This window comes from Mesorhizobium sp. WSM3879, assembly GCF_002294915.1.
Lineage (GTDB): Bacteria > Pseudomonadota > Alphaproteobacteria > Rhizobiales > Rhizobiaceae > Mesorhizobium.
In genome coordinates, this window is record NZ_NSFZ01000011.1 from 147576 (window position 1) to 168865 (window position 21290).

The window sequence follows — 21290 nt, forward strand, 5'->3', positions numbered from 1 at the left end:
TAGCTATAGCCGCAAACGTGCCTTATTTCTTGCCAACATGAATTGGACGGGCGCCTTTGCGGAAGCGCCTTTCTTTTTCAAAAACGCCGGGAGGCCACGATGATATCCGACACCCTGTTGCGCGCGGCGCGGCGCAGGTTTTTCGCCGGCGCCACCGCATTCGTCGTCGGCATCATTGCCGTCCCGTCCTTCGTCACGCCCACGATCGCCTCCGACGCGCCGCCTTCCGTCGCCGACCTCGCCGAACGCCTGCTCGGCGCGGTGGTCAACATCTCGACCTCGCAAACCGTCAAAGGCACGGAAGGCCCCGGTGCGGTGCCGATGCCGCAGCTTCCGGAAGGCTCGCCCTTCCAGGACTTTTTCGATGACTTCTTCAAGAATCGCGGCGGCGACAAGGGCGGCGGGCAGAAGGTGCAGTCGCTTGGCTCCGGCTTCGTCATCGATGCCGAGCAGGGCATCGTGGTGACCAACAATCACGTCATCGCCGATGCCGACGACATCGAGGTCAATTTCTCCGACGGCGTGACGCTGAAGGCGACGCTTGTCGGCACTGATACAAAGACCGACGTCGCGTTGCTGAAGGTCGATCCGAAGGGCCACAAATTGACGGCGGTGAAGTTCGGCGATTCCACCAAGATGCGCGTCGGCGACTGGGTGATGGCGATCGGCAATCCGTTCGGTCTTGGCGGCACGGTCACGGTCGGCATCGTCTCGGCGCGCAACCGCGACATCAATTCCGGCCCTTATGACGATTTCATCCAGACCGACGCCGCCATCAATCGCGGCAATTCCGGCGGTCCGCTGTTCAACAGCAGTGGCGAGGTCATCGGCATCAACACGGCGATCATCTCGCCCTCGGGCGGCTCGATCGGCATCGGCTTTTCCATTCCCTCGCAGCTCGCCGCGGGCGTCGTCGATCAGCTTCGCCAGTTCGGCGAAACGCGGCGCGGCTGGCTTGGCGTGCGCATCCAGCCGGTAACGGACGACATCGCCGAAAGCCTCGGCATGGCGACGGCCAAGGGCGCGCTGGTGGCCGGCGTCATTAAGGGCGGACCGGTCGACAACGGCACGGTTCAAGCCGGCGACGTCATTATCAAATTCGACGGCAAGGACATCCACGAAATGCGCGACCTGCCGCGCGTCGTCGCCGAAAGCCCGGTCGGCAAGGCGGTTGACGTCGTCATCGTGCGCAAGGGCGTCGAGCAGACAGTGAAGGTGACGCTCGGCCGGCTCGAGGACGGCGAGAAGCTGGCCAGCGGCGAGAACGGCAGTACCGGCGAGGACAAGGGCGACAAGGCGGCTCCTGTGTCGACGGCTTCGGTGCTCGGCATGACCGTTGGCGAACTCAACGAGCAGACCAGACAGAAATTCGGCATCGCGGCCGATGTGTCGGGTGTGGTCATCACCGACGTCGCCAAGGATTCGGCCGCCGCCGAACGCGGCATCCAGCCCGGCGAGGTGATCACCGAGATCGCGCAGGAATCGGTCGGCACGCCAAAGGATGTCATGGACCGGATCGGCGCGCTGAAGGAGCAGGGCCGCAAGAACGCGCTGCTGATGCTCGCCTCGAAATCCGGCGAGTTGCGCTTCGTGACGATTCGGATGGACTGATTCCGGAGAGCCCGAACGGGTTGATTTGCAAGAATGGGCGGCTAGCGGGCCGCCCCTTTTCGCGCCTGCCAGTCGTCGCGCGACAGCCGGTACAGCGCATGCCGCTTAAGATGAGGGTGGCTGTCCGGCACGGCGGGATGGTCAAAGTCGGCGCCCGGGTCGGCGCGCATGCCGAGCCGCTTCATGACGGCGATCGAGCGATGGTTTTCCGCGACGGCAAAGGAGACGATTTCGTCCAGCTCCAGCGTTTCGAAACCGAAGGCGAGCCAGGCTTCGGATGCCTCGGTGACATAGCCCTTGCGCCAGTATTCCGGTGCCAGCCGCCAGCCGATCTCGATCGTGCCGGCCGGCAGCGAGGGCACATGATCGGTTTGGAGGAGGCCGACGAAGCCGATGCACTCGCCGGTGGCGGCAATCTCGGCGGCGGCGAAACCGTAGCCATGCTCATCGATCCAGGCGCGGAGCTCGTCCATCTTTGCGTCCGCCGCGGCCCGGTCGCGTCGGAACGGAAAAAATTCCATCACGCGCTCGTCCGAGTTGATGCGATGGAAGAGCGCGCGGTCGCGCTGTTCCCAATTGCGCAGGATGAGGCGCTCGGTGCGGATCGGCTTCATTGCACGAACTCGCCCTGGCGATAGCCCTGGAGGTAAAGCAGCGCGGTCAGATCGCCGTGATCGATGCGGATCCTTGCCTGCTCAGCCACCGCCGGCTTGGCGTGCAGCGCGACGCCGGTGCCGGCAAGGCGGATCATATCGAGGTCATTGGCGCCGTCGCCCACTGCAACGGCATCCTGCGTCGTCACGCCCAGCCTTGCCGCGATGTCGAGCAGCGCCTCGGCCTTGGCGGCGCGGCCGAGGATAGGCGCGGCCACCGTGCCGGTGAATCTGCCGCCGTCCTCGATCAGCCGGTTGGCACGGTTCTCCTGGAAGCCCAGCATTGCGGCGATACGGCTGGTGAAGACGTCGAAGCCGCCTGAGACCAGCGCCGTCCAGGCGCCGTTGGCACGCATGGTCTGCACCAGCGCGCGGCCGCCGGCGGCCAGCGTCAGCCGGTTGGCGATGATGCGGTCGACCACCGCCGTGTCGAGGCCTTTCAGCAAGGCAACGCGCTCGCGCAAGGCCGGCTCGAATGCGATCTCGCCATTCATCGACCGCGCGGTGATCGCGGCGACACGGTCCTTGACGCCGATCTCGTCGGCGAGCTCGTCGATGCATTCCTGATCGATCATGGTCGAATCCATATCGGCAAGCAGGATCTTCTTCCTCCTGCCTTCAGCCGGCTGGACGATGATGTCGACCGGCTCGGAGGCCAATGCCGCGCGCAGATTGGCCGTCAATTCGCCGATGTCGGGCGTCTCCGGCAAAACCAGATCGCAGGCGACATGCTCGGCCAGCCAATGAACGGCGCTTGCGCCTGCCGCTCGCGAAGCGATATTCGCAAGCGGGACCGACACTCGACGGTCTTTGGGATTGGACACAAGCGTGGCGATCAGAGGCATCGAAAATTCCGGCAGGCAGGCGAGCGAAGGCCGCGTGAAAAACGCCATCCTGATAGCGGGGCCGACCGCCAGCGGCAAGTCGGCGCTGGCGCTGGACATCGCCGAGCGCAAGGGCGGCGTCATCGTCAACACCGATTCCATGCAGGGCTATTCGGTTCTTGACGTCCTGACGGCGCGTCCGAGCGCGGCCGAAACGGCGCGCGTGCCGCATTATCTCTACGGCCACGTGCATCCTTCGACAGCCTACTCGACCGGCGCCTGGCTGCGCGACGTCACCGGGCTGATCGCGGAAGGTATTTTGTCCGGCCGGCCGGCTGTCTTCGTCGGCGGCACCGGGCTCTATTTCCGCGCTTTAGCCGAAGGCATCTCGGACATGCCCGACATTCCACCTTCGGTGCGTGAGCGCTGGCGCTACGAACTCAAGGAACAAGGGGCAGAACGGCTGCACCTCATATTGATGCATCAGGACTCCGCTGTCGCCATGCAGATCCGGCCGACCGACGGCCAGCGCATTGTGCGGGCGCTGGAGGTGCTCGACGCGTCGGGACGGTCGATCCTTGAATGGCAGGCGGCACGCGGCCAGCCGCTCATCGACCGCGACAGCGCAGGCTTCCTCGTGATCGAGCCGGATCGCGGCGAACTGGTGGCGCGTATCGGGGCGCGTTTCGATCAAATGCTCGACAAGGGCGCGCTCGACGAGGTCAGGCAGCTGATGGCGCTCGACCTCGATCCGAACCTGCCGGCGATGAAGGCGATCGGCGTGCGCGAGCTGCAGGCCGCGATGGCCGGACACATGGGCTTTCCCGAAGCGATTGAGCGAGCCAAGATCGCCACGCGCCAATATGCCAAGCGGCAGACGACCTGGTTCAAACACCAACTGGGACCGGAGTGGCAAAGGTTACGCCCGGGCGAGAAATGGTCAATCCTGGACTGATAGAATGCGATTTGATCAGGGGCTTGGAATTGTGAGTGCAGCTTCCCGTCACGGTTGTCCGGGTTAACCGTCCGTAAGGCCGGGCATGCCATAACGGCGACGGTCGCAGTACCGCGGGGCGTTATGCGTTTTCACAAGGCGGAATCCGCGTTTTTCGTCTTTATCTTCGTGATCCTGGCCGCCGGCCTGGTGACCTTTCACGCCTATGGCCAATTGCAGGATATCGCGACCGCTCTCGACACCGCATCGCGCCTCGACAGAATCGCCTATCTCAACAAATTGCTGTTCGTGACCGGTGCGCTACTGGCTGCTGCCCTGTTCTTCGGAACCTTCTTCATCTACCCGCTGATCCGCGGCCAGGTGAGGGAAGAGGGCAAGTTGCGCGCCATGACGGTGTCGCTGAGCGCCCGTTCGCAAACGCTTGAGCACGCAGCGCTCACCGACGGCCTGACCGGAATGCAGAACCGCCGCTACTTCGATGACGCGTTGCGGGAATATCTCGACGAGTTCGGCCGCATCGACAAGCCGGTGGGCCTGATGATCCTCGATCTCGATCATTTCAAGCAGGTCAACGACACGCATGGCCACGATGTCGGCGACGAGGTTCTGCGGTCCGTCGCGCAGTGCGTACGGGGCATGACCCGCTATCACGATGTGGTGGCGAGGCTGGGCGGCGAGGAGTTCGCCGTGGTCACGCCCAACATGGATGCGGAACTGCTCGCGCGGTTCGCCGAGCGCATCCGCAAGGCGATCGCCAACCTGTCGATCATGTCGGGCAATGTGCGGCTGAAGGTCACCACCAGCGTCGGCCTCGCCGTCTGGGACCGCAAGGAAAGTGCCGAGGACTTCTATCGTCGCGCCGACCGACAGCTCTACGAGGCGAAGAAGCAGGGCCGCAACCGCGTCTGCGCCTGAAATTCCATGATCAAATTCTTGACGCTGGCCGCCTAGAGCCGTGTTCTGCGCTTCTACCGTGCCCGCATGTCTTATGATCCTTTCCGAAAAGCGTTCTCGATTTTCGGGGTCATGCGCGTGCTCACGGACTATATGTCCGCTCCGCTCGGGTCCTCGATAGCGACTCCAGTCGACTCAGCCCGGGACTCAGTCGGCGCGAAGATGCAGAACGATCAATCGTTCTGCTGGCGCATGCCGAAGGTCGAGGGCCTCAGGCCGTAACGCATGTCGAAATCGTCGTCCGGCTGCACGCGCGGCGCCGATGGCTTGCGGTAATCGGGGTCGCCAGCCTGGCGCCCGGTATCGACGGCCTCGGCGAACGCGATCGACTGCTGCGGTTTCGGCACGTTGCGCAGACGCTCGACAATTCCGGCGAGATCGACATCGTCGCCGGCTTCCGCGGGCAAGGCCTGCTCCCGCTTCGCAGTGCCGGGAATGAATTCCTGGGACAGTTTCTCGAATTTGAGCCGCATGGTCGTCGCCACGCCTTCGCCGAAGGCAATGGCTTCGCGCTGGCCCATGGAGGACAGGAACGCCAGCGTCGAGGCCGAGGAATCGGCGATCGCCGAGCGGATGATCGCCTGGTCCTGCTCGTTGGCGAGCCGCATGGCGAAGAAGGTCGAGCATTGCGACAGGATGGTCGGATCGAGCTCGCCTGGACGCTGGGTCACAACGCCGAGATAGCAGCCATATTTGCGGCCTTCCTTGGCGATGCGCGACAAAGCGTGCCTGGTCGGCGCGAAGCCGAGGCGCGGATCGGCAGGCATGTAGCGGTGCGCTTCCTCGCAAAGCAGGAGCAGCCGCAGCCGGCCCTCGCTCCAGAGCGCAAGGTCGAAGGCGAGGCGCGCCAGCACCGAACAGACCGAATTGACGACTTCGGACGGCATGCCCGCCATCTCGAAGCAGGTCACCGGACGTCCATGGTTCGGCACGCGGAATATGTTGCCGATCGTCTCGTGGATGGTGTCCTCGATCAGCCGCGAATTGAACATGAAACGGTAGCGCGGGTCGGAAGCGGCCGATTCGATGCGCGTCCTCAGCGACTTCAGTGTCGGCCGATCGTTCTTGCTTTCGAGCAGACCCATGCGCTCGTCGATCTGCTTGAGCAGATCGGCGATGCGGTAAGGCACCGGCGTGTCCGCCGTCAGCGCATCGCTGCCGCGCCTGATATACGAGCCGGAGCTCGGGTTGCGATAGAGGTTCTTGGCGGCCGGGATGAGGTCGCGCAGGACGTCGACTTCCTCCGGAACGGTCTCTCGACCGCGAAACAGAACCTCGGCGAATTCTTCCAGCCTGAACATCCAGAACGGCAGGTCGAGCGTCTTGGAATCGACCTTCACGCAGTATTCCGGAAGCGAGGCAGCAAACTCGTTGTGCGGGTCGAGGATCAGCACGCGCAGATCGGGCCGCGCCTCGATCGATTTGCGCAACAGCAGCGAGACAGCCGTGGATTTGCCGACGCCGGTCGTGCCGACAATGGCGAAATGGCGCGCCAACGTGTCGTCGACAGCGATGTTGGCGTCGATCGCCTCGTCCTGGGACAGCGTGCCGATGGTGATCGAATGGCGGCCGGCGAGATCGTAGACGGCCTGCAGGTCGCGGCTGCGGATACGGTGGGCAACCGCGCCGATATGCGGATAGGTGGTGATGCCGCGGTCGAAGACCGGTTTGGTGCTGGGCTCGGCGCCGTCGCGCACCTCGCCGATCAGTTCGATGCTGACCTCGATTGCGTTCTGGCCCTCATTGCTCCAGGCGCGGTCAGACTTGCCGATCGCATAGACAAGGCCAACGGTTCGCGTCGCGCCAAGGTTGATGGAAATCATCTTGCCGACGGTCCACAGGCCGGTCACCGTGCCTTCGGCATCTTCGGCATAGGCGCTGATGGTAGCGCGCGCACCGTCGCATTGCACGACGTTGCCCAGGATGCGCTTGTCGCTCTGCTGGGCGTCGCGGCGCTCCTGCGAGGTCGGCTCCCCAACGGAGGCTTCGCGTTCAACAAACATCGGTTACCTGTCCCATTCCCCTCGGGGTCAAAGCTATCCCAATCGGGGTTAAAGCCGCGTGAGGTCGGATGGTGTAGGGCCCGTTAAACCACTCGCGAAAATGCGATCGACCAGCCTCTTCCTTCATCCCGAAATTTCGATATATTGGATGAATGACTGATATATCGAACGACATCACGTCCACGATCGGCAGGCGGATACGCTCCGAGCGTGATTTGCGGGGATGGTCGCTGGCCGAGTTGGCCGAGCGTTCCGACGTTTCCAAGGCGATGCTGAGCGCCATGGAGCGCGGCATGACAAGTCCGACCGCGGCGCTCCTCGTGCGCATTGCGTCGGCTTTCGGCATGACGCTCTCGACGCTGATTGCCCGCGCCGAAATGCAGGGCGGCAGTGTGTCCCGCAAGGACGAGCAGCCGGTCTGGCAGGATCCGGCGACCGGCTATGTGCGACGCCATCTGTCGCCGGCAACGCAAATGCCGCTCGAACTGATCCGGGTCAGCCTGCCGGCAGGCGCCAAGGTCGAATTCCCGGCAGCGTCCTATGCCTTCATCAAGCAGCAGATCTGGCTGATCGGCGGCCGCCTGGACTTCACCGAAGGCAATGTCGAGCACAGGCTGGAGCCGGGTGACTGCCTGGCGCTCGGAGCCCCGTCGGACTGCACCTTCCACGCTCCGGGACCGGAAGCCGCCGAGTATCTGGTGGCGCTGGTCCGGGGCTGATCGCATGGCACGCCGGCCTGAACGGTCCCACAATGGCGGGCCGCCTCTCGACGACTACGAAGGTCCGCCCTGGGGCAAGGGCGACCCCTACATCTTTCTTGCCTGGCGCACCGCCCACGACAAAGCCTGGAAGGCGCCGAGCCACGCCGTCATGCTGATGCGGCTGGAAAAGGCCGAGCGGCTTGGGCTCACTTATGAGGAATACACGCTCGAGATCCTGGAGCGCGGGCGGCACCTCAGCGAGGACGATGCCGAGCGTATCGCGGAAATCCGAAGGGCGCGCCGCCGAAGACGGAGCAGTCATTTCGGATGAGCGTGGCCCGACACCTCATCACCTGGAGACCACCGACATGGCCCCCCTTGAAATCAGGGCGTTGAACGACGACGCAAAGACCAGCGGAATGCTCGCCGACCTGCTGATCGAGACAGTCGCCGCCGGCGGATCGGTGAGCTTCATGCATCCCTTGTCTCCCGATGCGGCCCATGAGTTCTGGCGCAAATCGCTCGCTGCCGCGGCGCGCGGGGAACGGGCGCTGCTGGGCGCATGGGATGGCGAGATGCTTGTCGGCACTGTCACACTGCTTCTCGACTGCCCGCCCAACCAACCGCACCGCGCCGAGATCGCCAAGCTGATGACCCGCCTCGACTATCGCGGCAAAGGTATTGCCACCGGCCTGATGCGGGCCGCCGAGGAACTGGCGGTCAAGAAAGGGCGCACCCTGCTGGTGTTGGACACAGCAAGCGAAGAGGGGGCCGGCGGCCTTTACGAAAGACTCGGCTTTTCGCTGACCGGCGAGATTCCGGACTATGCGCTGAAACCGCATGGTGGCCTCACCGGCACGCTCATCTATTGGAAGCGGATAGGGGAGCCGGCCCGGGCGCTATCCTGAAATGCTGGCGAGACGCGACAAAAGCCAGCGGCGAAAATCCTGTTCGGCGCCGGACAGCCGCGATGACGATGGCCGCGTCAGGAAGTGACCCGATGGGCTCGAAAGCTCGAACTCGGAAAGCCTGACAAGGAGATTGGCCTTAAGCGCGGCCTCGATGAGCGGCCGCGAGCCGAGCAGCGCTCCGGTGCCGGACTTCGCCGCTTCCATCGCGGCGACAAAACTGTCGAAGCGATGCGAGCGTTGGGACTGTCCGGCCAGGCCGGAGGCTGCGAACCATTCCGCCCACATCTCGCGCGCGCCCGCCACCAAAAGCAGCGGCAGCGATGTCCATTCGGCATTTCCGGCCAAGGTCGGCGCCGCGACCGGAACGAGCCGCTCGACCGTCAACCGGTCGGCGTCGCGCCCGGAAAACGAACCGTTGCCGAAGCGGATGTCGAGCGTCGAGCCCGCCTCGTCGTAGTCCGTCGGCCGATGGATGGTCACCAGATCGAGCCTGATCCACGGCAGCGCCTTTGCGAGATCGGGAAGAGCCGGGACCAGCACGAGCAGCGCGAAAGAAATCGGAACGCGAATGGTGACGGTTTGCAAGACGCGTGGCTCGAACAACTCGCTCGTGCTGCTGCCGATGATCGCGAATGCCGACTGGATGTGGGGAAGATAGGCGGCGCCCTCCGGCGACAACGCCACGCCGCGTGCCAGCCGCGCGAACAGTCGCGTCTTGAGACGCTCTTCCAGAAAGCGGATGTGCTGGCTGACGGCGGCTTGCGTGAGCCCGAGCTCGGCGGCCGCGGCGGTGAAATTCGACAGGCGCGCAGCCGCTTCGAAACTGCGTAGCCAGTCGAGCGGAGGCATGAGATCGGCAGCCTTTCCAGTCATTAGATTTTTGGCGGCATTGGGTGAAAAACAATAATTTGAATTATGCCTTTGGCAAAGACAGCATGCAATCGATACCGCGGCGACGGCCCAAGAGGGGAGTTTCAGAAACATGCTGACGAGAGCAATCCTTGGCGACGAAGGGCAAACGATCGCGCTTGGCTGGGACGACGGAACACGCAGCCGATTCAATGCCATGTGGCTGCGCGACAACGCATTGGACGACAGGACGCGCAGCGCCGGCAACGGCCAGCGGCTGATCACCATCCTGGACATTCCGGCCGAGACACGGATCGGAGAGGCCTCGATCAAGGGCGAGGCGCTGGTGGTCACGTTCGTGCCTGAAGACAAGACCGTCAGCTTTCCCGCGAGCTGGCTTCGTGGCCATACTTACGACCGTGAAGAAAATCGGCAGCCCGGCTGGACCGGCAGCGACATTCGGCGGTGGACCAAGGCCACGATGCAGAGTTCGGTGCCGCGCGCGGCCTATCTTGAGGCCAGGGAGGACAGGAATGTTCTGCGGCAATGGCTGACGGCGATGCGGAGCTTTGGCTTTGCCGTCATGGACGGTCTGCCGGCCGAATCCGGGGCATTATGCAACGTGGCCGATCTCTTCGGATATATCAGGGAGACCAATTACGGGCGCTGGTTCGAGGTGCGCGCCGAGGTCAATCCGAGCAATCTCGCCTACACCAATCTCGGCCTGCAGGCGCATACCGACAATCCCTACCGCGACCCGGTGCCGACGCTGCAGATCCTGGCCTGTATCGAGAATACGGTGGAAGGCGGCGAATCCAGCGTCGTCGACGGATTCGCGGTGGCGGCCGCGCTGCAGGCCGAGAATTCGGACGGCTTCCGGTTGCTTTCCTCCTATCCGGCACGCTTCGAATATGCCGGCTCATCGGGCGTGCGGCTGCAGTCCAAGCGCCCGATGATCGAGCTCGGACCGGATGGCGAGCTCATCTGCGTGCGCTTCAACAACCGTTCGCTGGCGCCGACCATCGACGTGCCGTTCGCCGAAATGGACGCATATTACGCTGCCTATCGCCGGTTCGCCGAACTGATCGAGGATCCGGCCTTCGAGGTGACCTTCAAGCTCGAGGCGGGCCAGTCGTTCATCGTCGACAACACGCGCGTCATGCATGCGCGCAAGGCCTTTTCCGGCAGCGGCACGCGCTGGCTGCAGGGCTGCTACGCCGACAAGGACGGCCTGCTGTCCACGCTGGCGGCAATCGAACACGATGTCAGAGAGGCGGCCGAATGAAATCGAATGAACTGAACACCGGCAACATCGTCGAGTTCATCGCCGACATTTTCGAGCGTCGCGGCGCGGAATCCTATCTCGGCGAGCCGGTCACCATGTCCGAGCATATGCTGCAGGGCGCGTGGCTAGCCGAGCAGGATGGCGCGCCGGAGGAGCTTGTGGCTGCGGCGCTGCTGCACGACATCGGCCACTACACCAGCGAGTTCGGCACCTATTCGCCCGACGACGTCGAGGACAAGCACCACGACGAGGCGGGTGGCGAGGTGCTGGCGCCGTTCTTTCCGCCGGTCATCGTCGAATGCGTCAGGCTGCATGTTGCGGCCAAGCGTTATCTCTGCGCCACCGATCCCTCCTATTTCGGCAAGCTGTCGCCGGCCTCGGTCCATACGCTGTCGCTGCAGGGCGGGCCGATGAGCGCGGAGGAGGTGGCGGAGTTCCGCAGCAATCCATTCCATCAGGAAGCCGTGCGTGTGCGCATCTGGGACGAGGGTGGCAAGGTCGCCAACATGAAGACGCGCGCCTTTCGCGACTACGTGCCGCTGCTGGAGCGGGTGGTGAAAAAGTTCGCGACCCAAAGCGCGACGTGATCACCGGCGCCGCCCCACCCGGCACACTTGCCGACAATAGTGCGCCGCCGAAGACTAGAGATGTTTTCTCGGCAACATCATGAGTCTCGACATACCCGGCAAAATGCGTTGGCGGCAACCAGGCAAGGGGTGTGGTGCTGGCGGCCTGAACAATCCGCGCCGCTGAACAATGGGACCGACAGATTGCCCGTTGACAGCGGCGCGGAACCGACCTTATTGTCCGCGCCTATGAAAACAGCACTCATTCTCGTAGGCTGGCGCGTGGGCAAGGCGGTGTAACCGCCGGGCGAAAACCTCCCATGCGCATCCCACAGGCTCCCTCGGGGGCCTTTTTTATTGCCCAAAGCCCAACTAAACGACCAGCAAATCGCCAGATGGCGAACAGTACGGGACCAGACCGATGAGCAACGGACATAACGAGCGGCGCGAAATGACGGGCGCCGAAATGGTGGTGCAGGCGCTGAAGGACAACGGCGTCAAGCATGTCTTCGGCTATCCGGGCGGCGCGGTCCTTCCGATCTATGACGAGATCTTCCAGCAGGATGAGGTCGAGCACATTCTGGTCAGGCACGAGCAGGGTGCCGGCCATGCCGCCGAAGGTTATGCGCGTTCGACCGGCAAGGCCGGCGTGCTGCTGGTCACGTCCGGCCCCGGGGCCACCAATGCGGTGACGCCGCTGCAGGACGCGCTGATGGATTCCATTCCGCTGGTCTGTCTCACCGGTCAGGTGCCGACCTCGCTGATCGGCTCCGACGCCTTCCAGGAATGCGACACCGTCGGCATCACGCGCCCCTGCACCAAGCACAATTGGCTGGTGAAGGACGTCAACGAGTTGGCTGCCACCATCCATGAAGCCTTCCATGTCGCGACCACCGGCCGCCCGGGCCCGGTCGTGGTCGACATTCCGAAGGACGTGCAGTTCGCCAAGGGCATCTACGTGCCGCCGCAGACGGCGCCGCGCACCAGCTATCAGCCGAAGGTCCAGGGCGATCTGGAGAAGGTGAAGGCCGCCGTCGAATTGATGGCCGGCGCGAAGAGGCCGATCATCTACAGCGGCGGCGGCGTCATCAATTCAGGTCCGGAAGCCAGCCATCTGCTGCGCGAGCTGGTCGACCTCACCGGCTTCCCGATCACTTCGACGCTGATGGGCCTCGGTGCCTATCCGGCTTCGGGCAAGAACTGGATCGGCATGCTCGGCATGCATGGCACCTACGAAGCCAACATGGCCATGCATGATTGCGACGTGATGATCTGCATCGGCGCGCGCTTCGACGACCGCATCACCGGCCGGCTGACCGCGTTCTCGCCGAACTCGAAGAAGATCCATATCGACATCGATCCGTCCTCGATCAACAAGAATGTCCATGCCGACGTGCCGATCCTGGGCGATGTCGGCCGCGTGCTGGAGGATCTGGTGCGGCTGTGGCGGGCGACTGCCAAGGCCGACAAGAAGGCGCTCTATCCATGGTGGGAGCAGATCGCGAAATGGCGCGCGCGGGATTCGCTCGCCTATAGGATGAACAACGACGTGATCATGCCGCAATATGCGATCCAGCGGCTCTATGCGCTGACCAAGGATATGGACACCTACATCACCACCGAAGTCGGCCAGCACCAGATGTGGGCGGCGCAGCACTATCACTTCGACAAGCCTAACCGCTGGATGACCTCGGGCGGCCTGGGCACGATGGGATATGGCCTGCCGGCGGCGCTCGGCGTGCAGATCGCACATCCGAATGCGCTGGTCATCGACATCGCCGGCGACGCTTCGGTGCAGATGACGATGCAGGAGATGAGCTCGGCCGTGCAGTACGACGCGCCGATCAAGATCTTCATCCTCAACAACCAGTATATGGGCATGGTGCGCCAGTGGCAGCAACTGCTGCACGGCAACCGGCTGTCGCATTCCTACACCGAGGCGATGCCGGATTTCGTCAAGCTGGCGGACGCCTATGGCGGCCATGGCATACGCTGCGACAAGCCGGACGAGTTGGATGACGCGATCCGCGAGATGATTTCGGTGAAGAAGCCGGTGCTATTCGACTGCCGCGTGGCGACTCTCGCCAACTGCTTCCCGATGATTCCGTCCGGCAAGGCGCATAACGAAATGCTCCTGCCTGACGAGGCGACCGACGAGGCGGTGGCCAACGCCATCGACGCCAAGGGCAGGGAACTGGTGTAGCGGCAGGCAGCGTCTGCGGCGGGAAGCCGTGTGGAAACAGATAATTAGCGCCAAAGTTTGAAATCGAGATTCACGTCATGAACGCACAGCTCCAGCCGACCGGCTCCGCCTACTTCATCGCCAAGGAAACCGAAAAGCCGGAAACGCACACGCTTTCCGTGCTGGTCGACAACGAGCCGGGCGTGCTTGCCCGCGTCATCGGCTTGTTCTCGGGGCGCGGCTACAACATCGAAAGCCTTACGGTGTCCGAGACCGAGCACGAGAAGCATTTGTCGCGCATCACCATCGTGACGCGCGGCACGCCGCATGTGCTGGAGCAGATCAAGCACCAGCTCGAGCGGATCGTGCCAGTGCACCGCGTGGTCGATCTCACCGTGCGCTCGCACGAGCTCGGCCAGGAGCGGCCGCTGGAGCGCGAGCTTGCGCTCGTCAAGGTCGCCGGCACCGGCGACGCCCGCGTCGAGGCGCTGCGGCTGGCCGATGCCTTCCGCGCGTCGGTCATCGACGCCAACACCGAGCATTTCATCTTCGAAATCACCGGCAAGGGTTCCAAGCTCGACCAGTTCATTGCCATCATGAAGCCGCTCGGCCTGGTCGAGATCTGCCGCACCGGTGTCGCAGCCATGAACCGCGGCCCGCAGGGGATGTAGGCGCGCCACCACCGCTCCGACTGCTTCAACTTCTCCTCGCTGGCCCGGCGGTCGACCCGTCCGTGGCTTTTGCGCACCTGCCGAAAAAGGACAATATAGCTGACCTATCCGGAGAGGATATGATGTCCGTCAACGCGTTCCTTGCACTCCTGGTCTATGCCTTCGTGACGTCGATCACGCCAGGGCCGAACAATCTCATGCTGCTGGCCTCTGGCGTCAATTTCGGCATCCTCAGAACGGTTCCGCATATGCTCGGCATCAGCATCGGTTTTCTGGTTCTGCTGCTCGCCGTCGGCTTCGGACTCGGCGCGGTGCTGACAGCGTTTCCGGTGCTGCATACGGCGCTGAAAATCGCCGGCGCCGCCTATTTGCTCTACCTTGCCTGGAGGATCGGCATGTCGCGCTCGATGGATGGCAAGGGCGGGGCGGAGGCGCGGCCGATGCGCTTCATCGATGCCGCCGCGTTCCAATGGGTCAATCCGAAGGCGTGGGTGATGGCGATCACTGCCATGGCCGTCTACACCAATCCGGATCATCCGTTCGTCTCGGTGGCGCTGATTTCGATCGCCTTCACCATCGTCAACCTGCCCAGCGTTTCGGTGTGGGCCGGGTTCGGCACCGCGCTGCGCGGCTTCCTTTCGGATCCCGTGCGGCTGAAATGGTTCAACATAGGAATGGGTCTGCTGCTCGCAGCGACGCTCTGGCCGATGCTGCGTTAAGGGATCGCCACGGCACGTTAGCCGGCTGCACAACAATTGTGCAGTGCATATTAAATCTTCGTAATCCCGCGTTTTGGCCCTTTTCCGCCAAAGCCTTGTCCTATCTATTCGGCGAAATTCGCGGCAACGGCCGTGAAATGAGCTGAGAATAGACCACCGGTTTCGGCGTGTCGGATAGAGGGCCAGTTGTCGATGCGCGGAAAAATCGCCTTTACAGTCGTTGCTCTGGCCTGCCTTGCAGGTGTCTGCCTTTATCTGTCACCCGCCACGATGGGCAGGGTGCAGCAGCTGATCTCCGGCCAGCAGGCCGACGCAGCCGGCGCCGACACGACCAAGGCATCGGGCAGCCAGAAGGGCGGCGCTGGCGGCGCGCGTTCGGCCTCGATCGTTTCGGCAGCTGCGACGACCGCCGATTTTCCGATCCGTCGCTACGCCATCGGCTTCGTCTCCTCACCGTCGGTGGTCAGCGTGAATGCCCGTGTCTCCAGCCAGATCGTGTCGATCGCGGTGAAGGACGGGCAAATGGTCAAGGCCGGCGACCTTCTCTTCTCGCTCGATGACCGCGCGCTGAAGGCGCAGCTTGCCAAGGACCAGGCGACGCTGGTCAAGGACCAGGCCCTGCTGGTGAGCGCTACGGCGGATCTTCAGCGCGCCAAGGACCTTGTCGCCAAGCAGGCTGGCACGCAGCAGACTTACGACCAGGCACTGGCGGCGCAGAAGGCCGCGGCCGCCACCATCGATGCCGACAAGGCGACGATCGACGCCGATACGGTCCAGTTAAGCTACGCGACCATCAGCGCGCCCATCTCAGGCAGGCTGGGGGCGGTCAACGTCTCGGTCGGGGATCTCGTCACCACCAGCAACGGCTCAAGCACCACGACGCCGCTTGTGACCATCACACAGATGGACCCGCTGCAGGTGAATTTCACTCTGCCGGAAAGCAACCTTGCTTTATTGCACAAGGCGTTGGCGAGCCCACAGCAAGGCGACGTGACGCTGACCAAGGACGGCGATCCGACGCCGATCGGCAAGGGCACGCTCGATTTCGTCGATTCCAGCGTCGACACCGCCTCCGGCACCATCGCCACGCGGGCGAGCATACCGAACTCCGATCTTTCGCTTTGGCCGGGGCAGTATGTGAACGTCATCCTTGATGCCGGCACGATGCCGCAGATGACCTCGGTGCCGACGGTCGCGGTGCAGCCGAGCCAGAAAGGTCCCTTCGTCTATGTGGTCAAGCCGGACAACACGGTCGAGATGCGGCCGGTGCAGGTGGCGCTGACGGAGGGCGATAACAGCGCCATCAGCCAAGGCCTCAAGGGCGGCGAGAAAGTGGTGGTCGAAGGCCAGACAAGGCTAAAGGACGGCGCGACGGTGCACGAAGGCAAGACAGCGAGCAACAGTGGCGATCAAAATTCGCCTAAGGTCGCACAAGCCGACAAGGCCGGCGAGGCCCGCCCATGATTTCCGAATTCTGCATACGAAAGCCCGTCGCCACGCTGCTGATGTCGTTCGCCCTCGTGCTGGGCGGACTGTTCGCTTACAAGTTCCTGCCGGTTGCCGCGCTGCCCAGCGCGGAGTTCCCGGTGGTGAATGTCTCGGCCCAACTGGCCGGCGCTTCGCCGGAGACCATGGCGACCTCGGTCGCGACGCCGCTGATCAAGCAGTTCGCAACCATTGCCGGCATCGATTCGATTTCGACCACCAACTCGCTGGGCCAGACCTCGATCGCCATCCAGTTCGTGCTCAACCGCGACATCGACGCGGCTGCCGCGGACGTTCAGGCAGCCATTGCGCGCACGCAAAAATCGCTGCCGCCGCAAATGACGGCGCCGCCAAGCTATCGCAAGGTCAATCCGGCCGATGCGCCGATTCTTCTGATGTCGCTGGTCAGCGACACCGTTCCACTCACCGACCTCGACGCCTTCGCCGAAAACGTCATCTCGCCCTCGCTATCGACCATCGATGGCGTTGCGCAGGTTTCGATCTACGGACAGCAAAAATATGCGGTGCGCATCCAAATCGATCCGACCGCGCTCGCCGCGCGCGGCATCTCGATCGACCAGTTGCAGACGGCCGTGGCCTCGGCCAACAGCAACACCCCGCTCGGCGTGCTGCAGAACGACAAGCAGCAGCTGACGATCACGGCCAACACTCAGTTGATGAACGCCGCCGATTTTTCAAACATTATCATCGCCACCAAGAACGGCCATCCGGTGCGGCTGGGCGAGGTCACGCGCGTCATCGACTCGGTCGAAACCACGACGACGGCGAGTTGGTATGACGGCACGCGCGCCATTATCATGGCCGTGCAGCGTCAGCCCGACGCCAATACGGTCGACGTCGTCGACAAGGTCAAGGCGATGCTGCCGTCCTTCCAGGACCAGATGCCGGCTGCCGCGAGCATCAAGCTGCTCAACGACCGTTCTACCTCGATCCGCCAGGCCGTCGACGACGTGCAGTTCACGCTGCTCCTGACCATCGCGTTGGTGGTGATGGTGATCTTCGTGTTCCTGCGCCGCGTCACGGCAACGATCATCCCGGCGGTGGCCGTGCCGATTTCGCTGATCGCGACGCTCGGCGCGATGTTCCTGTTCGGCTTCTCGATCGACAACATCTCACTGATGGGTCTGACGCTGGCCGTCGGCCTCGTCGTCGACGACGCGATCGTCATGCTCGAGAACATCTTCCGCCACATGGAAGAGGATGGGCTGTCGGCTTTCGACGCCGCGCTCAAGGGCGCGCGCGAGATCGGCTTCACCATCATTTCGATTTCGATTTCGCTGGTGGCGGTGTTCATCCCCGTGCTTCTAATGGGCGGCGTCATCGGGCGCATCTTCAACGAATTCGCCGTCGTGGTGACGGTCGCCATCCTGGCGTCGATGTTCGTGTCGCTGACCCTGACCCCGATGCTGTGCTCGCGGCTTTTGTCGGTGACCAAGGCCGATCGCGAGGCGCATGCCGACGGTCACAGATATGATCTCATCACGCGTGGCTATGACTGGATCCTGAGCTTCTGCCTGCGCCACACCTTCCTGGTGTTCCTGGTCTTCGTCGGCACCGCGGCGGCCTCCGTCTGGCTGATCCAGGTTTCGCCGAAGGGCTTCTTCCCGCAAGAAGACATAGGCCAGATCTCGGTAACCACCATCGCCCGCCAGGACATCTCCTTCGACGCGATGACGAAGCTGCAGAGCCAGGTCGCCGACGTCTTCTCGCATTCGCCTTACGTCGATCACGTCGCCTGGTCGGTGGGCAGCGGCAATAATGCGCTCAATCAGGGACAGTTGTTCGTGCAACTGAAGGACAAGGACAAGCGTCCCGACATAGAGAAGGTGCTTTCCGATTTGAGGCGGCAGCTGTCCGGCGTCGCCGGCATCGAAACCTATATGCAACCGGTGCAGAACCTCAGGCTCGGTTCGCGCTCCTCGGCCAGCGCCTATCAGTTGGTCGTCCAAGGCCTCGATAACGGCGCGACGGACGCTTGGGCGCAGAAATTGAACGACGCCATGGCCGCCGATCATAAATTCTTCACCGACGTCACAAGTGATCTGCAGAACAACGCGCTGCAGGCGTCGCTGGTCGTCGATCGCGACAAGGCCGCTCAGCTCGGTATCGACACGGACACGCTGCGCTCCGCCCTCTATGGTGGCTTCGGGACCGATCAGGTCTCAACCATTTTCGGCTCGGCCGACAGTTACGAGGTCATCACCGAGCTCGATCCGAAGATCGAGTGGTCGCCGGAGCGCATGCTGGCCATTCAGGTGAGAACCGCGAGCGGCAGCCTCGTTCCTCTCGGTGCCTTCGCCCGGGTCGATCGCACAGCCGGCGCCTTGACGGTCAACCAGCTTGGCCAGTTGCCGGCGGTGACGATCTCGTACAACCTGCCGCAGGGTGTCTCGCTCGGCGACACGGTGACCCGCATCAACCAGCTCAAGGACCAGATCGGCATGCCGCAGGCGATCGGCACCACCTTCGCCGGCACCGCCAAGACGTTCCAGGATTCGCTTGCCAACCAAGGGCTGCTGATCGGGGGCGCGATTCTCACGATCTACATTGTGCTCGGCATGCTCTACGAGAGCTTCATCCATCCGCTGACCATTCTGACGGGCCTGCCATCGGCGGTACTGGGCGCGGTGGTTGCATTGCGGCTCTTCGGCATGGACCTGTCGGTCATAGCCGTGATCGGCATCCTGATGCTGATCGGCATCGTCAAGAAAAACGGCATCATGATGATCGACGTGGCGCTGGAGTTGAGGCGCGAGGGCATGTCGGCGCTGGACTCTATCCACAAGGCCTGCCTGATGCGTTTCCGGCCGATCATGATGACGACGCTGGCGGCCTTGATGGGCACGTTCCCGATCGCGCTCGGCACCGGCGCCAGCGCCGAGCTGCGCCAGCCGCTCGGCGTTGCGGTGGTCGGCGGCCTGCTCGCATCCCAGGCGCTGACCCTGTTCGTCACGCCGGTCATCTATGTCTATTTCGAGCATTTCTCCGGTTGGCTGCTCAGCTTCTCCTCGAAGAAGAGCCGGCCGGAGTTGCATGCGGTCGAGCCGGTCGAGCAGCCCTCGCTCTTCGACCCCGGAGAAAATGCCGAGCCGAAAAAATTGGCCGCCGAATAGGCGGCCCGGCTCTGGCCCAAGGTGCCGAGCTTGCGGGGGCGTGCGCACGATCGTAACCTTGCGCCATGTCCCATGATCACGACCACGACAACGAGCTCGATCCGTTTGCGGCGCGCGTGCGCGCATTGGAAACGATCCTTACCGAGAAGGGCCTGATCGATCCGGCGGCCATCGACGTCATCGTCGATACATACGAGACGAAAATCGGCCCACGCAACGGCGCCAGGGTGGTGGCGAAGGCCTGGAACGATCCGGCCTATGCCGAATGGCTGAAGCGCGACGCGACGGCAGCAATTGCCTCGCTCGGCTATACCGGGCGCCAGGGCGAGCACATGCAGGCGGTGTTCAACACGCAGGAGACGCACAACCTCGTCGTCTGCACGCTCTGCTCCTGCTATCCGTGGTCCGTGCTCGGCCTGCCGCCGGTCTGGTACAAGGCGCCGCCCTATCGTTCGCGGGCTGTTATCGATCCGCGCGGCGTGCTGGAAGAATTCGGGCTAACCTTGCCTGCGGGCAGGAAAATCCGCGTCTGGGATTCGACGGCCGAGCTTCGCTATCTGGTGGTGCCGATGCGGCCGAAAGGCACCGAGGGCTGGAGCGAGGAGCAACTCGCCGGCCTGGTCAGCCGCGATGCGATGATCGGCACGGCGCTGGCGAAGGAGCCGGCATGAACGGGCCGCAAGATCTCGGCGGGCAGATGGGGTTCGGGCCGGTCGCGCCCGAGACGGACGAGCCTTACTTCCATGCTGCCTGGGAGCGGCGGGCGCTTGGCGTCACGCTCACTGCCGGCGCCATGGGTGCCTGGAACATCGACGAGAGCCGGCATGCGCGAGAATCGCTGCATCCCGCCGACTATTATTCGTCGAGCTATTACCAGATCTGGATCCAGGCGCTTGAGGTACTCCTGAAGCGCCATGGCTTCGTGACGGAACGCGACCTTTTCGCCGGCAGGGCTGTCGATCCGGCGGCGACACCCAAACGCGTGCTGACGGCTGCCGATGTGCCTGCCGTGCTCGCCAAAGGTGGGCCATGCGACCGTCCCGTGGCTGCGCCGGCGCGCTTCCAGGCGGGCGACCGCGTGCGGACGAAGAATTTCAGCCCCACCGGCCATACGCGCCTGCCGCGGTACGCGCGCGGCAAGAACGGAAGGATCGAGGCCGTTCGCGACGGCTTCGTGTTCCCGGACAGCAACGCGCATGGCAAGGGCGAGAACCCGCAATGGGTCTATACCGTGGTTTTCGACGGCGCCGAGATCTGGGGCGAGGGCGCCGATCCGACATTGACCGTCTCCATCGACGCCTGGGAGAGTTACCTTGAGCCGGCATGAGACCGAACTGCCAGGCGGCTTCGACGATCCGGTGTTCGCCGAACCGTGGCCGGCGGAGGCTTTCGCCATCACGGTGGCGCTGCACGACAAGGGCCTGTTTTCGTGGGGCGAGTGGGCGGACGCCCTGTCCGCCGAAGTGAAGAAGCCGGACGCCGCGAGGGACGGCCACGACTATTACGAGCACTGGCTGTCGGCGCTGGAAAAATTGCTGGCGACCAAGGGCGTCGCCGGCAAGCACGAGATCGATACGCTCGCGGCCGCCTGGGAGCGTGCCGCCCACGCCACGCCGCACGGCAAGCCGATCCTGCTGGAGAATGATCCCGGAGCCCGCCGGTAGCCCGGACTCAAGCTGCGTTCCCTTTACGTTCTCGTTTGCGCCTGATAGCGTGCCGAGCTGATAATGAATGAGACCGTCGCCGACGACGCCGGTGATGGCACGCAACCTTGTGTTTCGCTCGCG

At 63.5% G+C, this 21290-nt stretch carries 20 protein-coding genes; 16 read left to right on the forward strand and 4 right to left on the reverse strand.

Annotation, left to right across the window (positions count from 1 at the left end; genetic code table 11):
* The first annotated feature begins 99 nt into the window (after positions 1-99).
* Positions 100-1611 (forward strand): DegQ family serine endoprotease, encoded by a 1512-nt coding sequence (locus tag CK218_RS23095; RefSeq protein WP_095783778.1) that lies wholly within the window; start codon positions 100-102, stop codon positions 1609-1611.
* Between the two features lie 41 nt (positions 1612-1652).
* Here the strand turns inward: CK218_RS23095 and CK218_RS23100 are convergent, their stop codons facing one another.
* On the reverse strand, positions 1653-2225 hold the full coding sequence (locus CK218_RS23100) for a GNAT family N-acetyltransferase (protein WP_095828998.1): 573 nt from the start codon (positions 2223-2225) through the stop codon (positions 1653-1655).
* On the reverse strand, positions 2222-3109 hold the full coding sequence (gene serB / locus CK218_RS23105) for a phosphoserine phosphatase SerB (RefSeq protein ID WP_095829017.1): 888 nt from the start codon (positions 3107-3109) through the stop codon (positions 2222-2224). Before serB ends, CK218_RS23100 begins: the two co-directional genes overlap by 4 nt.
* On the opposite strand from serB, the gene miaA reads away from it, so the two are divergent.
* Both miaA and CK218_RS23115 read left to right on the forward strand, forming a co-directional pair.
* On the forward strand, positions 3099-4043 hold the full coding sequence (miaA, locus tag CK218_RS23110) for a tRNA (adenosine(37)-N6)-dimethylallyltransferase MiaA (RefSeq protein WP_095829018.1): 945 nt from the start codon (positions 3099-3101) through the stop codon (positions 4041-4043). The two genes, serB and miaA, sit on opposite strands and share 11 nt — an antisense overlap.
* Positions 4044-4166: 123 nt before the next feature.
* The gene (locus tag CK218_RS23115; RefSeq protein ID WP_066990920.1) at positions 4167-4958 is read left to right on the forward strand and encodes a GGDEF domain-containing protein; all 792 of its coding nucleotides are present in this window, start codon (positions 4167-4169) and stop codon (positions 4956-4958) included.
* 212 nt (positions 4959-5170) lie between these two features.
* Here CK218_RS23115 and CK218_RS23120 read toward each other — a convergent pair whose 3' ends face one another.
* Positions 5171-7000, reverse strand: coding sequence for an ATP-binding protein (locus CK218_RS23120; RefSeq protein ID WP_095828999.1), 1830 nt, complete (start codon positions 6998-7000; stop codon positions 5171-5173).
* 152 nt (positions 7001-7152) lie between these two features.
* Here CK218_RS23120 and CK218_RS23125 point away from each other — a divergent pair, with 152 nt between their 5' ends.
* From CK218_RS23125 to CK218_RS23135, 3 genes are read left to right on the forward strand one after another with little or no spacing between them, the layout of a single operon-like run.
* Entirely contained in the window at positions 7153-7719 is a 567-nt protein-coding gene (locus CK218_RS23125) for an XRE family transcriptional regulator (RefSeq protein ID WP_095779001.1), read from the forward strand.
* A 4-nt stretch (positions 7720-7723) separates the two neighbouring features.
* Positions 7724-8032, forward strand: coding sequence for a hypothetical protein (locus tag CK218_RS23130; RefSeq protein WP_066990929.1), 309 nt, complete (start codon positions 7724-7726; stop codon positions 8030-8032).
* Positions 8033-8069: 37 nt separating this feature from the next.
* Complete coding sequence (locus CK218_RS23135; RefSeq protein WP_066990933.1) at positions 8070-8609, forward strand: GNAT family N-acetyltransferase; 540 nt, start codon at positions 8070-8072, stop codon at positions 8607-8609.
* Here the strand turns inward: CK218_RS23135 and CK218_RS23140 are convergent.
* Entirely contained in the window at positions 8601-9485 is an 885-nt protein-coding gene (locus tag CK218_RS23140; protein WP_245435155.1) for a LysR family transcriptional regulator, read from the reverse strand. The genes CK218_RS23135 and CK218_RS23140 overlap by 9 nt on opposite strands.
* A gap of 109 nt (positions 9486-9594) precedes the next feature.
* On the opposite strand from CK218_RS23140, the gene CK218_RS23145 reads away from it, so the two are divergent.
* The 10 genes from CK218_RS23145 (at position 9595) to CK218_RS23190 (ending at position 21167) form a co-directional block, all read left to right on the forward strand.
* Positions 9595-10746: a gamma-butyrobetaine dioxygenase gene (locus CK218_RS23145; protein ID WP_095829000.1), complete on the forward strand. Its 1152-nt coding sequence runs from the start codon at positions 9595-9597 to the stop codon at positions 10744-10746.
* Positions 10743-11333, forward strand: coding sequence for an HD domain-containing protein (locus tag CK218_RS23150; protein WP_095783770.1), 591 nt, complete (start codon positions 10743-10745; stop codon positions 11331-11333). The genes CK218_RS23145 and CK218_RS23150 overlap by 4 nt, the downstream gene beginning before the upstream one ends.
* Before the next feature lie 400 nt (positions 11334-11733).
* On the forward strand, positions 11734-13515 hold the full coding sequence (locus CK218_RS23155) for an acetolactate synthase 3 large subunit (protein ID WP_095829001.1): 1782 nt from the start codon (positions 11734-11736) through the stop codon (positions 13513-13515).
* Positions 13516-13592: 77 nt separating this feature from the next.
* Positions 13593-14165: an acetolactate synthase small subunit gene (ilvN, locus tag CK218_RS23160; RefSeq protein WP_059185300.1), complete on the forward strand. Its 573-nt coding sequence runs from the start codon at positions 13593-13595 to the stop codon at positions 14163-14165.
* A 122-nt stretch (positions 14166-14287) separates the two neighbouring features.
* Complete coding sequence (locus tag CK218_RS23165) at positions 14288-14884, forward strand: LysE family translocator (RefSeq protein WP_095829020.1); 597 nt, start codon at positions 14288-14290, stop codon at positions 14882-14884.
* 192 nt (positions 14885-15076) lie between these two features.
* Positions 15077-16348 carry an efflux RND transporter periplasmic adaptor subunit gene (locus CK218_RS23170; protein ID WP_095829002.1) on the forward strand — a complete coding sequence of 424 codons (1272 nt, stop codon included), beginning with the start codon at positions 15077-15079 and terminating at the stop codon, positions 16346-16348.
* Positions 16345-19503: an efflux RND transporter permease subunit gene (locus CK218_RS23175; RefSeq protein ID WP_095829003.1), complete on the forward strand. Its 3159-nt coding sequence runs from the start codon at positions 16345-16347 to the stop codon at positions 19501-19503. Before CK218_RS23170 ends, CK218_RS23175 begins: the two co-directional genes overlap by 4 nt.
* 65 nt (positions 19504-19568) lie before the next feature.
* Positions 19569-20174, forward strand: a complete 606-nt coding sequence (gene nthA, locus CK218_RS23180) for a nitrile hydratase subunit alpha (RefSeq protein ID WP_095829004.1) — start codon at positions 19569-19571, stop codon at positions 20172-20174.
* The gene (gene nthB / locus CK218_RS23185; protein WP_095829005.1) at positions 20171-20830 is read left to right on the forward strand and encodes a nitrile hydratase subunit beta; all 660 of its coding nucleotides are present in this window, start codon (positions 20171-20173) and stop codon (positions 20828-20830) included. The genes nthA and nthB overlap by 4 nt, the downstream gene beginning before the upstream one ends.
* A complete protein-coding gene (locus tag CK218_RS23190; RefSeq protein WP_095829006.1) occupies positions 20817-21167 on the forward strand; it encodes a nitrile hydratase accessory protein in 351 nt (116 codons plus the stop codon). The genes nthB and CK218_RS23190 overlap by 14 nt, the downstream gene beginning before the upstream one ends.
* Positions 21168-21290 lie beyond the last annotated feature (123 nt).

Bases quoted from the DNA above. Each gene is read 5' to 3' on its own strand.
- CK218_RS23120 (WP_095828999.1), bottom strand. From the start codon at position 7,000: ATGTTTGTTGAACGCGAAGCCTCCGTTGGGGAGCCGACCTCGCAGGAG.
- CK218_RS23125 (WP_095779001.1), top strand. From the start codon at position 7,153: ATGACTGATATATCGAACGACATCACGTCCACGATCGGCAGGCGGATA.
- CK218_RS23115 (WP_066990920.1), top strand. From the start codon at position 4,167: ATGCGTTTTCACAAGGCGGAATCCGCGTTTTTCGTCTTTATCTTCGTG.
- nthB (WP_095829005.1), top strand. From the start codon at position 20,171: ATGAACGGGCCGCAAGATCTCGGCGGGCAGATGGGGTTCGGGCCGGTC.
- ilvN (WP_059185300.1), top strand. From the start codon at position 13,593: ATGAACGCACAGCTCCAGCCGACCGGCTCCGCCTACTTCATCGCCAAG.
- serB (WP_095829017.1), bottom strand. From the start codon at position 3,109: ATGCCTCTGATCGCCACGCTTGTGTCCAATCCCAAAGACCGTCGAGTG.
- CK218_RS23135 (WP_066990933.1), top strand. From the start codon at position 8,070: ATGGCCCCCCTTGAAATCAGGGCGTTGAACGACGACGCAAAGACCAGC.
- CK218_RS23150 (WP_095783770.1), top strand. From the start codon at position 10,743: ATGAAATCGAATGAACTGAACACCGGCAACATCGTCGAGTTCATCGCC.
- CK218_RS23165 (WP_095829020.1), top strand. From the start codon at position 14,288: ATGTCCGTCAACGCGTTCCTTGCACTCCTGGTCTATGCCTTCGTGACG.
- CK218_RS23095 (WP_095783778.1), top strand. From the start codon at position 100: ATGATATCCGACACCCTGTTGCGCGCGGCGCGGCGCAGGTTTTTCGCC.
- CK218_RS23100 (WP_095828998.1), bottom strand. From the start codon at position 2,225: ATGAAGCCGATCCGCACCGAGCGCCTCATCCTGCGCAATTGGGAACAG.
- CK218_RS23175 (WP_095829003.1), top strand. From the start codon at position 16,345: ATGATTTCCGAATTCTGCATACGAAAGCCCGTCGCCACGCTGCTGATG.
- CK218_RS23145 (WP_095829000.1), top strand. From the start codon at position 9,595: ATGCTGACGAGAGCAATCCTTGGCGACGAAGGGCAAACGATCGCGCTT.
- nthA (WP_095829004.1), top strand. From the start codon at position 19,569: ATGTCCCATGATCACGACCACGACAACGAGCTCGATCCGTTTGCGGCG.
- CK218_RS23155 (WP_095829001.1), top strand. From the start codon at position 11,734: ATGAGCAACGGACATAACGAGCGGCGCGAAATGACGGGCGCCGAAATG.
- CK218_RS23130 (WP_066990929.1), top strand. From the start codon at position 7,724: ATGGCACGCCGGCCTGAACGGTCCCACAATGGCGGGCCGCCTCTCGAC.
- CK218_RS23140 (WP_245435155.1), bottom strand. From the start codon at position 9,485: ATGACTGGAAAGGCTGCCGATCTCATGCCTCCGCTCGACTGGCTACGC.
- CK218_RS23170 (WP_095829002.1), top strand. From the start codon at position 15,077: ATGCGCGGAAAAATCGCCTTTACAGTCGTTGCTCTGGCCTGCCTTGCA.